The sequence below is a fragment of the Streptomyces sp. NPDC058864 genome (genome assembly GCF_042742985.1).
Lineage (GTDB): Bacteria > Actinomycetota > Actinomycetes > Streptomycetales > Streptomycetaceae > Actinacidiphila.
Map to the genome: position 1 here is coordinate 36,803 of NZ_JBHYMQ010000061.1, position 15,098 is coordinate 51,900.

Here is a 15,098-nt window from a genome sequence, read left to right on the forward strand (position 1 = left end):
GGTCACGATGGGACCGGTGAAGTCAGCTCCGGGGCAACGGCGCTGATGACGTAGTGGCCGGATGCCAGCCGCACAGCGGCTCCGGCCGGATGCGGTTCGACGGCGAGTACGCCGGGCCTGCCGGCCGCCGGCGCTCCGCCTTCCCGGACGCTGCCGGGGTCGGGCGTGGGCATGTGCAGCGTGGCGGTGGCGCCGGGAGGCACGGTGCAGGTCACCGTGAGCAGACCGTCGGCCAGGTTCCATCCGCAGGTGACGGGGCCGCGTGCGGTGTCCTGTTCGGCGCGGGCCCAGGTGAGCCGGCCTCCGGGCTGCGGGCGCAGAAGCAGTTCGCTGTAGGCGACCGACGAGGGTGCCTGGTCGATGCCTGCGACGCGGCCGAAGAGCCAGTCGCCGATGCTGCCCAGGCTGTAGTGGTTGAAGGAGTTCATCGCGGCGGACTGGAATCCGCCGTGGTCGGTCCACCCGTCCCAGCGTTCCCAGATGGTGGTGGCGCCATGGCGGATCGAGTGTCCCCAGGAGGGGTACGCGTCCTGGTGCAGCAGGGCGTAGGCGAGGTCGGCCCGGCCGTGGTCGGTCAGGACCGGGCAGAGCAGGGCGGTGCCGACGAAGCCGGTTGTCAAGGTGGTGTTCCGCTTGTCGATGTCGGCGGCCAGGTGACCGACGGCGGCTTCGACAAGAGGTTCGGGCAGGAGACCAAAGGCCAGGGCCAGCAGGTATCCGGTCTGAGTGCCTCCTTCGATGCTGCCGTCGTCGTGGACGTAGGAGTCGATGAAGGCCGTGCGGATATCGGCGTGGAGCTTTCGGTAGTGCGCTGCTTCCGGCGCGCGGCCCAAGGTCTCGGCGGCGTCGGCGACGATCCGGGTGCTGTGGGCGAAGTACGCGGTCGACAGCACGTCCCGGGGTGTGGTGACGCCGACATGCAGCCAGTCGCCGTAGGCGTTCCCGGTCCGGTGCTGCCACCGAAGGTCGGGGTTGTGGCGGCGGATGTGTTCCACCCATGCGGCCATCGCGTCGAAGGAGCTTTCCAGGGCGCGCAGGTCACCGTAGGTGCGCCACAGATGCCAGGGGATGATCACGCCGGCGTCGCCCCAGGCCGGTGCCGCCTCGCGGTCGAGCGTCATGACGGGGGCGACGTCCCGGAAGGCGCCGTCGTCGTCCTGTCCGTCGAGCACGTCGCGCATCCAGCGGGCGAAGAAAGCGGAGACGTCGGCGTTGCGGCTCGCGGTCGGGGCGAAGATCTGGGCGTCGGCGAGCCAGCCGAGGCGTTCGTCGCGTTGCGGGCAGTCGGTGGGGACGGCGAGGAAGTTGCCCCGCTGTCCCCAGGCGATGTTGGACTGCAGCTGGTTGACCGTGGCGTCGGAGCACTCGAAGGTGCCGGTCCACGGTGTGTCGTTGTGGAGGGCGCGAGCGCTCACGTCGTCGGCGGCCAGCTCTCCCGGGTAGTGGTCGATCTCGGCGTACCGGAAGCCGTGGAAGGTGAACTGCGGCTCGAAGATCTCGGTGCCGGTGCCGCCGGTGATGTAGATGTCGGTGGCCTGGGCGCGGCGCAGGTTGTCCAGGTACAGCTCGCCGTCGTCGAGGACTTCGGCGTGGCGCAGGACGATCCGCTGCCCCCGTTCGGGGTTGCGGAGGGTCAGCTGGACGCGGCCGACCAGGTTCTGCCCGAAGTCCACGATGTACCGGCCGGGGCCGCGGTGGTGGACGGCGGCTGCCGGCAGATGCCGGGTGACGCGGATGGGCTGGTCGGGCTCGGCGACCAGCGGTCCGGGGTCGGTGTCCAGGACGGCGGCCGGGCGGAAGCCCGTAGGGTCCGGTCCGGGTGCGTCCCAGCCGGGGGTGTGGCGGCGGGCGTCAACGGTCTGGCCCATGAGCAGGTCGGCGGAGCGGATCGCGCCGGGCGCTTCGGTCCATTCGAGGTCGGTGGCGACCACCTGGCGGGAGCCGTCGGCGAAGTCCAGGACCAGCTGGGCCAGGAAGGCGGGGCGGTCGCCGTAGTGCTGTGCGGCGCGGCGCGGGTCGAATCCGACGTACCCGCTCCACCAGCCGTCGGCGACGACGGCGGCCAGGACGTTGGCGCCCTCGGTGACCAGGTCGGTGACGTCGTAGGTCTGGTACTGCAGCCTGCGGCGGTACTCGGTCCAGCCCGGCGACAGTTCCGCGCCGCCGACGCGGAAGCCGTTCAGGCGCGGCTCGTACACACCGCGAGCGGTGGCGTACAGGCGGGCCCGCACGGGCCGGCTGGGTGCCTGGAAGGGTCTGCGCAGATGCAGGGGCGGTGACTGCAGTGCCGATGCTTCGGGGTCGTCGTCCTCGGGCGGATCGTAGTGGGGAAGGTTGACCAGGTCCCGGCCCACCCATTGGGCGGTCCAGTCGTCCCGGTGCAGCAGGCCGGTTTCGAACCAGGACTGCGCGATGCCCCCGCGAGCTCCGGTCTCGTCCCAGACCTCGAGGCGCCAGTGGTAGCGCGTGGCGGAGGTCAGGGCGGGCCCGTCCCAGCCGACGAGCAGGGTGTCGGACGAGGCGCGGCGGCCGCTGTCCCACAGCAGACGGCCTGGGGTGTTCAGGTCCGTAGGGCGCGTCGCGACGGTGATGCGGTAGGCGCTCTGGGCTGCCGCGCGGCGGCGGCAGTGCAATTTCCAGGACAGTCTCGGGTGCCGCTCCCCCATCCCGAGGGGTTCGGTGCGCTGCTCTGTCTGCAGTGCGTAGGGGGTGAGGAGCTGCGGGTTCACTGCGTCGGTCATCCCTTCAGCCCTCCGGCGAAGCCGCTGATGATGCTGCGTTGCAGCGCGAAGTAGACGGCCAGGATGGGCACGATGCTGATCGCCAGGGCGGCGAAGACGAGGTTCCAGTCGGTGACGTACTGGCCGAAGAAGCCGGCGATCGCCACGGGCATGGTCTGCTGGGCGCTGCCGCTGAGATACAGCAGCGGGGTGAAGAAGTCGTTCCACACTGCGACGACGTTGAGGACGAGCGCCGTCACGGTGATCGGCTTGAGCATGGGCATCACCACGTGGCGGAAGCTCTGTGTCGGTGTGCAGCCGTCGATGAGCGCGGCGTCCTCGAAGTCACGGGGCAGGGCGCGCAGGAATCCGGTGTAGAGGAAGGTGGTGAAGGGGACCTGCAGGCCGGAGTAGAACAGGATCAGTGCCCAGGGGGTGCCCAGCAGATGCAGATCGCGCATCGTCTGGTAGAGCGGCAGCGCGGCGAGCTGGAAGGGCAGGATCAGTCCGAGCATCACCAGCAGGAACAGGCCGCGTGACCAGCGTGCGGTCGACCGGGCCAGCGGATATGCGGCGAACGAGGATACGGCCAGGATGATGACCACGCTGCCGGCGGTGACCAGCACGCTGTTCAACAGTGCGCCGCCCAGTCCGCCTTGCTGCCAGGCCTGGCTGAAGTTGTCGAAGGTGGGCGAGGTGGTCGGACGGATCGGCGAGGAGGTGTCCGAGACCGGCCGCACCGCCAGGTTGACCAGGACGTAGACCGGAAAGGCGACCACCAGGGCGGCGGCGATCATGGCCAACTCGAGCGCGAAGGTGCGCTTGCGATAGCGGTTCACGAGGCTGCCCTCTCTCCGCTGGCCAGCACCAGGTACTGCCCGGTCGACGCCACCGCCACGATGATCGTGAGGACGACCGCGAGAGCGATGCTGTACCCGAACTCGCCCAAGGTGAAGGCGTCTTTATAGATCAAGGTGGACAGCGTGTCGGTCGCGTGACCCGGGCCTCCGCCGGTCAGGGCGTAGACCTGGTCGAAGAGCTTGATCCCGCCGATGATCGACAGCATCAGGTTGATGGTGAAGGCCGGGGCCAGTAGCGGGCGGGTGATCGACCAGAACCGGCGGACCGGTCCGGCGCCGTCGATGTCGGCGGCCTCGTGGATCTCCTTCGGGACCGACTGCAGCCCGGCCAGGAAGATGACCATGGAGTAGCCGCCGAACTGCCACACGACGACCCCCACGACCGACCACAGGGCCAGTTGCGGGTCACCGAGCCAGTCCTGTCTCAGCGAGCCCAGGCCGACTGCGCCGAAAAGGCTGTTGACGGCGCCGCTGGGGCCGAGCAGGTTGCGCCACAGGTAGGCGGTCACGATCGGGGTGATCACGGCGGGCGCGAAGAGCAGGACCCGAAGCACATTGCGGGTCTTGATGAGGCTGTTGACGCCCAGCGCCAGCAGGAGCCCGAACGCGTTTTGAATGACGGTGACCGACACCGCGATCAGCAGGGTGTGCCAGATCGCCTGCACCGCGTCCGGGTCGTCCAGCAGACCGGTGAAGTTGTCGAGGCCGACGAAGGAGAAGTCCGGGTCCAGTCCGTCCCAGTCGGTGAAGGCGTAGTACACACCCCGGGCGCTGGGCACCAGGACGACGAAGGCGAACAGCAGCATCGCCGGGACGGCGAACCACCACGGGGAGGTGGCACGGCGCCGGACGGGCAGGCGGCCCGGGCGTCTGGGGACGACAGCGGCCGGTGGCGACAGCGGATCGCGCGAGGTTGCAGGCACTGACGACGCCCCCTTTCTTAAACGTTTCAATCCGATGGGTAACGTTTCCCAAAACGTGCGACAGACCCTAGGGAGGGGTGCGACGTAACGTCAAGATGTCGGACGCGATGCACCGCAGTTACCGGAGCCCAGGCGGGGTCTCTTCCGCTATGAGCTGCGGGAAAGTGCTGCTGGGCGGTACGGTTCGGCGACGGGAACCGTCCGCGTGCAGGATCCAATGCACTGGGCAACGTTTCCCATATGTGTCCTGGAGGGAGTCAGATGGAACCGCCCGCGCAGCCCAAGCGCGTCACGATCGTCGACGTCGCGCGGCACGCCCAGGTGTCCACGACCGCGGTGTCCAAGGTGCTGCGCAACGCCTACGGGACCAGCCCCCAGATGCGTGCGAGGGTCCGCCAGGCGATCGACGACCTCGGATACCGCCCCTACGCCGCCGCCCGGGGCATGCGCGGTCAGACCTACACGGTCGGCGTGATGCTGCCCGACATCCGCAACCCCTTCTTCCCCGAGATCCTCGACGGGATCACCGACGCCCTGTGGGACACCGATTACCAGGTCCTCATGGCCCCGGGACGCAACGGCGAGGAGGCGGAAGCAAAGGTCACCGAGGCCATGATCGACCGCGGGATGGACGGCATGATCCTCGTCGCGCCCGTCTCATCGCGTCCCCACCTCGAGCGCGTCGCCGGCATGGTGCCGACTGTGGTCGTCGGTAGGCACGGTCAGTCCGCGGCCTACGACACCGTCTCCGACGACGACCTGGTCGGAGCCGCCCTCATCGTCGATCACCTCGCCGACCTCGGGCACCGCCGCATCGCGCACATCGAGCACGACGAGACCGACCCCCGCCGCATCGCCGAGATGCCCAACGCCATCCGCGCCGAAGGCTACCGGCGTGCGATGCGGGCCCGCGGCCTCGAGAACGAGATCGACATCGTCTCCACCACCTACACCCAGCAGGGCGGCTACCTCGGCGCCCGGCAACTGCTCGCCCGCACCCCACGGCCCACCGCCATCTTCGCCGGCGCGGACATCGTTGCCATGGGCGTCCTCCAAGCCGTATCCGAAGCCGGACTCAAAGTCCCCGACGACATCTCCATCGCCGGATACGACAACACCACCTTCGCCGCCCTCGGCCCCATCTCACTGACCAGCGTCGACCAGGCCGGACGCCACATCGGCACCAACGCCGCCCAACTCCTCATCGACCGCATCACCGACCGCACCCGCCCCACCGCCCAGATCAAGTTCTCCCCCACCATCGTCCCCCGCCACACCACCGCACCCCCACCCAGCTGACCCACCCACTGCCTGCACAAACGGCAGGAACACCTCTGGCAGCACAAGCGCACGTCATCATCCGTGAACACGCAGAGCACCCCGGCAGTGGGCTGCCACGTGTCGCAACCTGCTCCCCCTGACTCGCACAACGGAGCGTCAACTGCTGACGCGTAGACAGACACAGCCCCGATCATGGCCGGCACATTCGAGACGCCCCTAGGGTCGCATCCCGAACAGGAAGCGCGTCGCCCGCGTGCGGCGGACCAGCAGCTCGTAAGCGGTGAGGGTGAGGATGAGGGCGATCGCCACGAGCACGGCGTACTCGACCAGGATCGGCGCTGACCAGCCGACCACGAAGTATGCGACGGCGACCACGATCGGCTGGTGCAGGACGTACAGCGGCAGCACGGCTGCGGCGAGATAGCCATAGACGCGCCGACGCGTCGTCGGGGCCGGGTTCGGCACCGCACGCGGTTGCTCTGGCCGCCGGCGGTCGAGGAGGCCTGGGATGGCGATCACCAGGCACCACCCGGCCGCGCCGAACAGCGCCCGTGAGACGGTGGCCAGGGCGGTCATCTCCGTGAAGGGCTCCTCGGCCAGGGCGAAGCCGGGGCCGGCTGCCGCGAACAGCAGGGCGCCGAGCCAGGCCGCGGTCCGGGCGTCGCGCCGCATCACGGTGCGGAAGCGGTCGTCGGCGGCGAGCACGAAGCCGGCGACGAAGAACAGCAGGTACGACCAGCGGTGCCAGCCCGCGTACTCCTCCTCCAGCCGTGCGAACGCACAGATCGCCGCGAAGGCGAGGGCCAGAAGGAACACGACGCCCCGCCGGTGCAGGGCCGCCTCCGCCACCCGGTCGCCGATGCGGCGGACGCGCTCGCGCGGCAACCACCGGTGGAACGGCACCAGCATGAGGGAGAACGCCAGGAGGAGCACGACGAACCAGAGATGGCCGGTCTCGAAGTGCTCGCCCTGGACGAGGAAGGGGAACTCCTCGGGTTCCAGGCGCACGTCGAAGAAGCGCGGCAGGAAGCCGAGGTACGACTCGTGGTAGTCGGCGTCGGCCGAGCGCAGCCGCAGCCACTGCGGCAGCGGGTTCAGCACGAGGGTCGCTAAGACCAGCGGAACCCCGAGCCGCAGCAGCCGCTCCTTGGCGAAGCCGCCCGCGCCGCGGCGCTGAAGCGAGTGCCAGGCACCGAGGCCGGAGATGAGGAACAGCAGCGGCATGGCCCAGACGACCCCGAACCCGGCGATGATCATGATGGCTTCGGTGGTCTCGGCGTTCTTGACGTAGTAGTCGTCGCCGGCCGCGAATACGAGCGCCGAGTGGAAGAAGACCAGCCCGATCACGACCAGCATCCGGATCGCGTCCAGCTCCGGCCGCCGCTCCGGTAGCGGTGCCTGCGCCGGTTCCGTGCGCGTCGCCATGCCCGTGCCCCCCGTCGCCCGTAGGTCACCAGTGTCGGAAAGGCGGCCGCCGGGCGCCACCCCCGCAACGGACTCCGCTTACTCCAGCCGTGGATCGTGATCCCGCTGCCGGGGACCACCGCTCCATGAGTTCCTGTCAGTACCAAAGAGTGAGCCCCACCGCGCCGGCTCCCGTGCGCGCCGCATGGCGCAGCACCCGTAGCGGGCCGTCGATGAGTTCGTCGATGTCGCAGTTCGGGTCGTCCGCCATCTCGTCCAGCCACAGCCGGATCCGGGCGGCCACATGGGCCCGACGCGGCGGGTGAAGGACGAGCGCCTGCTCGGCCGCGGGGAGCGCGTCCCTTACTTGAGCGGCATCGAACAGGAACTGCCCGCAGCAGCCCGGGAATCGGAGCGTCGTGTCGCGGCCCAGCCCCCACATGAGCGCCGCCGCGCCGTCACCCCTGGGTACGGCGGAGCAGAACAGGCCCTCGCCCTCCTGCTGCGGGACCGCTTGGAGCAGGTGGTCCTGGAACTCGTCCGCCTCGGTGTCGTCGTTCCGGACTCTGTGGACCGCGTCGGCAAAGCGCACCATTTCCTCAATGCGCGACGACCGCTCGGGGGTCCCGTCGAGCAGGTCCGTGGGCCCGAGACGCTCGCGCCACTGACCCATGTCGGCGGACGACGCCGGCCACGTGCCGTGGGCGCCTGCCGTGTCGGGGAATCGGCGACGTGCTTCCTCCATGGGGTTGTCCGCCAGTACGCCGACCACCCAGACCCCCATCACGCTCATCCGCGCTCCCTCACATGTCGTTGAAGATTGGCTGTGGGGAACACCGCCGCCGTGCCCCGGGAAGGTTGCCGTTGGAGGGCTTGGCGCTGGTGGCGGCTGCTGCGCGCATGGGTGCCGGGGCACGGCGGCGGCGGACCCCGCCGGCTTCGACGCGGTCCTCGGCGGGGCCCGAGAGGACGGGCCGTGCAACCGGGTGGCGCTGACGCCGCCCACGGACGACGCGAACGCCTGGACGGTGGCCCAGGACGACGACCCCGTCCCGGCCAGGCTCAGCGAGCTCGGAACGGCTCATTGGATCAGGTCGGTGTGCGGATGCTCCGGAGACGCCGGGCAGACGTAGATCTGCATGTTGTCCGTGCTGCCTACTTGCACCCCCGTCGGCTGTGAGGGGTCCTGGCCGGGGTAGTACGAGTCGGCGAGGGCGGCGTCCCGGTCCTCCAGCGGCGCCCAGCTGTGACCTTGATCGCCGTCCCACTCCCAGGAGGCGATCGTCAGGAGCGGGACCATTTGCACCTCGCACACAGCGCAGTAGCGGGGGTTCGGGTCAGTGCGGCCCCACGGGGGCCAGCCACCGACCTTCCAGCCGGGTACGTGGGACAGATGAGTGGAGTAGAACTCGCGCGGATCGTCCGCGTAGGAGCTGTCCACTCCGACGCCGGCTGCCTGCCACCTGTTCCAGTCGTCCAGCATCAGCTGGAGTTCCGGGCTCAGGTCGAGGCTGTTGGGGTAGTCGGTGAGCGATTCGGGTGCCAGCACGCACGGTTCCGGCACATAACCCGGATAGTCCGCCTCGTACGGTTCTGGGGGCGGGGCGAGGATGTCGCCGACCTCCGCGGCCGACCGCCAGAACAGTGCGGTCGACGGCTTGTAATCCGGATCGTGCTCGTACGGGCACCAGAGGACCTGCAGCAGATCGGCCTGACCGGGCGGGCGCAACAGGGGTATGTCGCGCAGGAACAACTGAGCCACGGGCAACATCGGGACCGGACATTCGGCGGGCCGTGGAGGGCGGGCGTCGAACCGTTCGGCAAGCCACGCGGCATTGCGCTCCTTGAGCGCTTCCTCCTCGGGCGTGAGTGCGGGAGCCGGGCCATCAGGGATCCACCGGGACCGCAGGCGTCTCGCGAGCCGCACTTCGGTCGGTGAGCTGCGGAATCCACTGTCCACGTGCAGGTGCGTGTCTTCACAGTGCGGCCACGGCTCCCCGGCCGGCCACAGCAGCGGCCCACCGACCGAGCTGTCCCTGACCGAGGGTGACCCCGGACGGGGATGCAGCCGGATGGCAGGACGCGCCAACGGAGCCAGCTCGGGGAAGACCGCGGTCACCTCGACTGGCCGCGGCGGAGTAGTGCGTACGAACACCATGCCGGTGATCCTGCCACCCGCCACCGACAGTCCCGTCCTGGTCAGCGGGCGCGCACGGACCGGTGGTTGCGGGAGGCGGGGTCGGGGGGCGAAATGTGGGACAGGCACGTCGCCTCTTTCGGCTGCCGGTTGCGCCTCGGTGGGCGTGTTCGCCGAGGAGCGGGGCTCCTCTCGGCCGTTGGCTCAGGTCGGCCGCCTGCCTCCGGGCGGGCGAGGGCCGAGACGCTGCCCGCTGACGGCCTCGTACGTCGCCGCCAGGGCCTTCCCCGACTGCTCCGGATGCCGCTGGGCGATACCGATGAACAGGCAGTCGATGACCGTCAGCTGCGCGATCCGGCTGGCCATCGCGCCCGAGCGGAACGTGGTCTCGCGCGCCGCGGTGGTCAGCACGAAATCGGAGACCTCGGCGATGGGCGACCGGGGAAAGTTGGTCAGGGAAACCGTGGTGGCTCCCTGCCCCCGGGCCACACGCAGCGCCTCTACGGTGTCAGCGGTGGCGCCGGTGTGGGAGAGCCCGAAGGCGACGTCCCCGGCTCGCAGCACTGCCGCCGACGTCAGCATGATCTGCGTGTCGCTCCACGCGAAGCCGACACGTCCGATCCGGTGGAGCTTCTGCTGGAAGTCAGCGGCCACGAAGGCGCTCGCGCCCACTCCGTACACGTCGACGCGTCCCGCGGCCGCCATCGCGTCGACCACGTCGCCGAGAACCGCCACGTCCAGCTGCGCGCCGGTCTCCTCCACCGCCCGGGCGTCGGCGAAGGCGACCTTGCCGACGATGCCGGCCAGGTCGTCGGTGGAGGTGATGTCGTCGCCCAGGTGGCTCTCGGCGCGCGTCCCGGCACGGGCGGCCTCGGCGGCCATCGCGATCCGCAGAGCGGGATAACCGTCCAGACCGATCGACCTGCAGAACCGGATCACTGTGGTCTCGCTGGTGCTCGCCGCCGCGGCCGCCTCGGAGATGCTGCGGCGGGCCGTCCGGGCGGGGCTGTCCAGCACCGCCCGGGCGACCCGCTGCTCCGCCCGGGCGAGGCCGGGCAGGAGCGAGCGGATGCGCACCAGGAGGGCGCTGTCCTGCAGGTCGTCGGCCGCGTTCTCGGTCACCACGCGGGAAACCTACTGAGGGCCTTGCCGCAGGTCAACGTGGAGCCGACGCCTTGGCGTGGGCATCAGTGCCCTCCGTCCGCCGGGAGTTCGCGCCAACCGGCCGAGTTCAATGGGGCGTCCGGCTTGTCGCCGTCGAGCAGGACGTGCCTGCCGTCGGTGATCCGCAGCCCGCTGAGGTTCACGCCACGCCCCTCGTAGACCGAGTCGGTGGTGTAGCGCCAGCGCAGTTCGAGACCGGACGCCGTGTTCGGGATCTCGGCGTGCACCCGCCACCAGGCGCGTACGGCCTGTCCGGACAACGAGGTGACGCCGTCGGCGGGCGCGCCGGTACCGGTGGCGTGGAGCGTCACGGGCTGCCAGGTGGCACCGCCGTCGGAGCTGGCCTCGAGACGGAGGCGATCCGTCGATTCGGTGTTCACGAAGGACCTGAAGTCGACGTCGACCGTCCCGGAGGCGTCCAGCGGACCGGTGGTCAGCGTGCTGGTGGCGCCACCGCCCTGTCCCGAGAACCACGAGCGGCCGCCGCCCGGTGCCTTGACCGGCATCGCCTCGGCGAGGGCCCCGGCGATGCCGCGCCGGGCGGGGTTGGTGGAGGGGGTGGTGCGCGTGGCGTGGACCCGGTTGGTCAGCAGGATGGCGAACGACCGCGACTCGGGGTCGATGACCAGCGAGGTGCCCGTGAAGCCCGTGTGGCCCAGCGTGCGCGGGCCGGACAGACCGCTCATGTACCAGATCTGGTCCAGCTCGAAGCCGAGGCCGTGGGAGTCGCCGGGGAAGGCCTGGTTGAAGTTCTCCTCCAGGAGCGAGACACCGTGACGGCTGAGGATCCGGTGACCTCGGTAGGTCCCGCCGTTGAGGATGGCCTGTGCCAGTACGGCGAGGTCGTCGACGGTGGAGAAGACGCCCGCGTGCCCGGCGACGCCACCCATGGCCCAGGCGTTCTCGTCATGCACCTGGCCGTGTACCAGGCCCCGTGCCGGCGTGGCCTCGTACTCGGTCGCAGCGATCCGCGTCAGCTTCGAGGCCAGTGGGTTGTATCCGGTGTCCTTCATGCGCAGGGGCCGCGTGACGTCCTCGCGGACGAGGGTGTCCAGGCTTCGCCCCGTCACTTTCTCCAGCACCAACTGCAGGGTGAGCATGTTGAGGTCGGAGTAGGTGTAGGTGGTCCCCGCCGGGTTCACCGGCGTGGTGTCCAGGATGGCCTTCACGCGTGACGGGATGTCGGGGTAGCCCTGCCACAGCGCGGGCTCCGGATCGGGCGCGAGGCCGGAGGTGTGGGTGAGCAATTGCCTGATGGTGATGGCGCCCTTCCCGTTCACCGCGAATTCGGGAAGGTAGTCGGCGACCGGGCTGTCGAGCCCGATCCTTCCTGCCTCCAGCTGCTGCACCGCTACCAGGGAGGTGAACAGCTTCGACAGCGAGGCCAGATCGTAGATGGTGTCGGTCCGCGCGGGTGTCCACTGGTCCTTGGGCAACTCGGTCTGGGGGGCGGAGTAGCGCGTCGCGTAGCCGGTGGCGCTGCGCTCGACGATCTTGCCGTCGTGAACCATCAGACTGGTGGCCCCGGGAAAGAGGTAACCGGCGCCGCTCGCCGGGTCCGCCCACGCGGCAACCTGCTTCTCGAAGGCGGCGATCGGCGCCGGGTCGAGCCCGGCGGCTCGAGGGGATGACGGCCGCAGCAAGGTGCCCGCGGGCGCGAACCCGGTGTACGGCTGGTCGAAGCGGCGGCCGCCGCCGTCAGACCCGGCAGCGGCCGACGTCGCGGCCGGGACGGCCGTGGCTCCGGTCGGCAGGGCGAGGGCGGCCAGCATGGCCGACGCCGCGGTGAGTGCGAGTACAGGAATCCTCATGGGCACCTCGTTGGTGAGGAGTTGGTTTCGCTGCTCGGCGCGTCTCCGTCCTGACCGGGTCGTAGGGACGGCGCGGCGGTCAGGCGGCGGAGCCGTGGTCACTCGCCAAGCCGGCACAGAGGTCCGACCCCCTGGAGTCGAAATTCATTTACCAACTTGGAGCGACGTCCGTAAGTTAGTAACCAAACCGGGGGCGGTCAACATCGCGACCGATCTTCGCGGGCTGACGCCCCGTCACCGCACGCTCGCATATCATGACGCCGTCCAACGCGGACGTCAGGTCCCCGGCGCGAGCGCGATGCTCGACCCGGCGGCGACCGAGGGGTGGCTCGACCTCGAGCGGGCGTCCTGCTTCCCGTCGAAGACCGAGCTGTGGGCGCGCACTTGCGCTCGGCGGGTCCTTGCTGCCGTGGCCTGCCCCACGGCCCAGGCAGGCAGGCAGGTGCTCAATTCGAACCATGGCGCAGGTGACGGAGACGCCGCCTCCGTGCGCAATGATCAGCGCATGCTCACCCGCGCTAACCGTCATGTGCCCCAGCCCCCGCCCGAATTCGAGCAGCCCCTGATCGGCGCGCAGGCCCATGGGATCGAGGATCCTCCCCTGAGGTGGCCCTCCCGGCCGGTGAAGATATGTGCCACGCGGCTGATGTCGCCGAGGTCGAGGCCGGCCTCGGCCATCATCCGCAGAGCGAGCCCCCGACCACGTTCGTGGCGGATCAGGCAGACCCGGTGGCGCGGGCGTGCCTGGCATCGGGCGACGTTCCTCTGACGTTCTTCGGTCACAGCATGTGAGCGTCCGTCGAGTACGAGGTGGCGCTTAGCATGCAGTCCCCCGGCAGCAGTCAGGTGACGGATCCGTTCGTCTCCGGCTCCGCGGCGCCCGGCCGGGGTCCGGGTTCACGGAAGACCGCGCGCAGATCGCACGACCTCGCGCACGGTCACGCGCGGGAGTCCCCGTGGCCCGAACATCCCGAGGACAGATCCGGCCAGGCGCGGGAAAATGGAACCGGGACGTGCCGAGTGCGTCACCGTCGTCATTCCCGGGCAGCCACTCCCGCACGGCCGGGAGGAGGAGAACTGCGGCGCAGCCGATCGCGGAGCAACCCGTTGCGCCGCCCAGGCGGTCGGGGTGCCCGTTTCCGCCAAGCCCTGTTCCACTGGATCGCGCACGGAGGCAACCATGGGCGCAGTCCTCGGTGACGTACTGGGTTTCGCGGCCGCCGTCGCAATCAGCCCGCTCCCGATCATCGCCGTCATCCTCATCCTCGCCACGCCCCGGGGACCTCTCAACGGGGTCCTCTTCACCGTCGGCTGGATCCTGGGGCTCGCGGTACTGGGCGCGGTGATGCTCGCGATCGCCTCCCCCGCGAGTGCCTCGGCTCACGATCACCCGGCCACCTGGGTGGGAGCGGTCAAGCTCGCCCTGGGCCTGTTCCTCGTCCTCTTCGGTGCCCGGTTGTGGCACCGGCGTCCGAGGGATCCCTCGCAAGCGCAATTGCCGAAATGGATGGGCGCGATAGACCGCCTCACGCCGGTCAAGGTCCTCGGACTCGGACTGGCCTTGGCAGCGCTCAACGCCAAGAACGCCCCGCTGACCATCGCCGCGAGCGCCACCATCGGCTCAGCCGGCCTGCCGGTCGGGCAGCAGATCGTGTCGCTGGCGATCTTCGTCCTGATCGCCAGCCTCGGCCTGCTCGTACCGCTGGGAGTCTTCCTGTTCGGGGGAGAGCGAGCCAAGACGACACTCGGTGGCTGGAAGGACTGGGCAGCTCAGCACAATGTCGCCGTGATGGCGATCCTGTTCTTCGTTCTCGGACTGAAACTGCTCGGTGACGGCATCGGCATCCTTACCTCCTGACAGCGCGCCCTCGGGTGGCATGCGGTTCGATCGTGGAGGCGCAAGTTCGGGACGCGACTGCCCCAACCACCCGCGACCTGGGCGAACCGACCGTGCACGTCCGTGGGTGTGCGCCTCGGCGACGACGACGCTCGGTGTTCCCCGCTCTCACACTGCGTGACCTGGGGGCTGGGAAGCCATCTCGATGTTCGCGGGAAACGATCTCGAGGGGTCGCAGCACACCGACGTCGCCGCCGGCATGCCCCGCAGTTCGTCCGCGGAGAGATCGTCCGCGGACCAGTGGATCACGGCGTGGAGATTGCGGTGCTCCACGACCACACCCTTGGGCGTGCCGGTGGAAGCCCCCTCGTCCAGCTCCTTCACGACTCCGGCCGCATGGCCATTCGCCGGCCGAAACAGCCGGGAAGAGCATCATGTACGACTGCGGGATTCCGGCTACGCCGGTTGGCCGAGGACGGCCTCCCGGTCGACGCCGAGCGCCGCCCCCTGGGCGTTCGCCCAATCAGCTGGGAAGTAGCGGGGCGCGCAGCCGACGGAGCCCGACTGGGCGGGGACGGAGAGAAGCCCAGCCGGGTCGGGTTCGGCGGGTTCGGGGTCCTCGTCGTACACAAACAGGCACATGGTGTTCCTCCTGAAACGGGAGATGCGCGACTCTGGCGCGGTCCCGCGTTGACGATGAGGCTATGCCCGCAGGTCAGGCCGTGATCTCACGCAGCGGCGAACCCTGACGCCGCCCTGACGGCGGAGGGCCGCAAGCGTCGTCATGGTGGGGAGTGCGGGGCTTCGGTACACCGTACGGAGTCCCGGCCCCGCGCCCGCCGCACCAGCCGGCGCCCGCCTCGGGCGGCCCGAGGGGCGAACCCATCACCCCGCCTCGGTGCCACTCCCCCATGGCGCCCAGGCCCACTGTCCCTTGGCCGTCAACGCCTGGGGCCTGTCT

Annotated in this window: 13 protein-coding genes; 3 read left to right on the plus strand and 10 right to left on the minus strand. The window is 69.9% G+C overall.

Translation table 11 applies throughout. The annotated features are described in order from the left end of the window. Positions 1-2: 2 nt before the first annotated feature. Genes ACFW3D_RS32565 through ACFW3D_RS32575 form a run of 3 tightly spaced genes read right to left on the minus strand, consistent with a single transcriptional unit; the run spans position 3 to position 4,503 of the window. On the minus strand, positions 3-2,741 hold the full coding sequence (locus ACFW3D_RS32565; protein WP_500510379.1) for an alpha-L-rhamnosidase: 2,739 nt from the start codon (positions 2,739-2,741) through the stop codon (positions 3-5). Continuing rightward, positions 2,738-3,559, minus strand: coding sequence for a carbohydrate ABC transporter permease (locus tag ACFW3D_RS32570; protein ID WP_500510381.1), 822 nt, complete (start codon positions 3,557-3,559; stop codon positions 2,738-2,740). Before ACFW3D_RS32570 ends, ACFW3D_RS32565 begins: the two co-directional genes overlap by 4 nt. Further along, positions 3,556-4,503: a carbohydrate ABC transporter permease gene (locus ACFW3D_RS32575; protein ID WP_500510383.1), complete on the minus strand. Its 948-nt coding sequence runs from the start codon at positions 4,501-4,503 to the stop codon at positions 3,556-3,558. The genes ACFW3D_RS32570 and ACFW3D_RS32575 overlap by 4 nt, the downstream gene beginning before the upstream one ends. 261 nt (positions 4,504-4,764) lie before the next feature. Between ACFW3D_RS32575 and ACFW3D_RS32580 the strand changes: the two genes are divergently transcribed. Beyond that, complete coding sequence (locus ACFW3D_RS32580) at positions 4,765-5,802, plus strand: LacI family DNA-binding transcriptional regulator (protein WP_500510386.1); 1,038 nt, start codon at positions 4,765-4,767, stop codon at positions 5,800-5,802. A gap of 198 nt (positions 5,803-6,000) precedes the next feature. On the opposite strand, the gene ACFW3D_RS32585 is transcribed toward ACFW3D_RS32580, so the two are convergent. The 5 genes from ACFW3D_RS32585 to ACFW3D_RS32605 all read right to left on the minus strand — a co-directional run bounded on the left by ACFW3D_RS32585 (position 6,001) and on the right by ACFW3D_RS32605 (position 12,300). Then, positions 6,001-7,209: an acyltransferase family protein gene (locus ACFW3D_RS32585; protein ID WP_500510388.1), complete on the minus strand. Its 1,209-nt coding sequence runs from the start codon at positions 7,207-7,209 to the stop codon at positions 6,001-6,003. 136 nt (positions 7,210-7,345) lie between these two features. Next, positions 7,346-7,981, minus strand: a complete 636-nt coding sequence (locus tag ACFW3D_RS32590) for a hypothetical protein (protein WP_500510390.1) — start codon at positions 7,979-7,981, stop codon at positions 7,346-7,348. Between the two features lie 288 nt (positions 7,982-8,269). Continuing rightward, complete coding sequence (locus ACFW3D_RS32595) at positions 8,270-9,346, minus strand: hypothetical protein (protein ID WP_500510392.1); 1,077 nt, start codon at positions 9,344-9,346, stop codon at positions 8,270-8,272. Positions 9,347-9,529: 183 nt separating this feature from the next. Further along, positions 9,530-10,450 carry a MurR/RpiR family transcriptional regulator gene (locus ACFW3D_RS32600; RefSeq protein WP_500510393.1) on the minus strand — a complete coding sequence of 307 codons (921 nt, stop codon included), beginning with the start codon at positions 10,448-10,450 and terminating at the stop codon, positions 9,530-9,532. Between the two features lie 62 nt (positions 10,451-10,512). Further along, the gene (locus tag ACFW3D_RS32605) at positions 10,513-12,300 is read right to left on the minus strand and encodes a serine hydrolase domain-containing protein (RefSeq protein WP_500510395.1); all 1,788 of its coding nucleotides are present in this window, start codon (positions 12,298-12,300) and stop codon (positions 10,513-10,515) included. Between the two features lie 606 nt (positions 12,301-12,906). On the opposite strand from ACFW3D_RS32605, the gene ACFW3D_RS32610 reads away from it, so the two are divergent. Beyond that, positions 12,907-13,092 carry a hypothetical protein gene (locus ACFW3D_RS32610; protein ID WP_500510397.1) on the plus strand — a complete coding sequence of 62 codons (186 nt, stop codon included), beginning with the start codon at positions 12,907-12,909 and terminating at the stop codon, positions 13,090-13,092. 388 nt (positions 13,093-13,480) lie between these two features. Continuing rightward, positions 13,481-14,158, plus strand: a complete 678-nt coding sequence (locus tag ACFW3D_RS32615) for a GAP family protein (protein ID WP_500510399.1) — start codon at positions 13,481-13,483, stop codon at positions 14,156-14,158. A 147-nt stretch (positions 14,159-14,305) separates the two neighbouring features. Here ACFW3D_RS32615 and ACFW3D_RS32620 read toward each other — a convergent pair whose 3' ends face one another. Both ACFW3D_RS32620 and ACFW3D_RS32625 read right to left on the minus strand, forming a co-directional pair. Beyond that, on the minus strand, positions 14,306-14,521 hold the full coding sequence (locus ACFW3D_RS32620; RefSeq protein ID WP_500510401.1) for a hypothetical protein: 216 nt from the start codon (positions 14,519-14,521) through the stop codon (positions 14,306-14,308). 72 nt (positions 14,522-14,593) lie between these two features. Next, entirely contained in the window at positions 14,594-14,779 is a 186-nt protein-coding gene (locus tag ACFW3D_RS32625) for a hypothetical protein (RefSeq protein WP_500510402.1), read from the minus strand. Positions 14,780-15,098 lie beyond the last annotated feature (319 nt).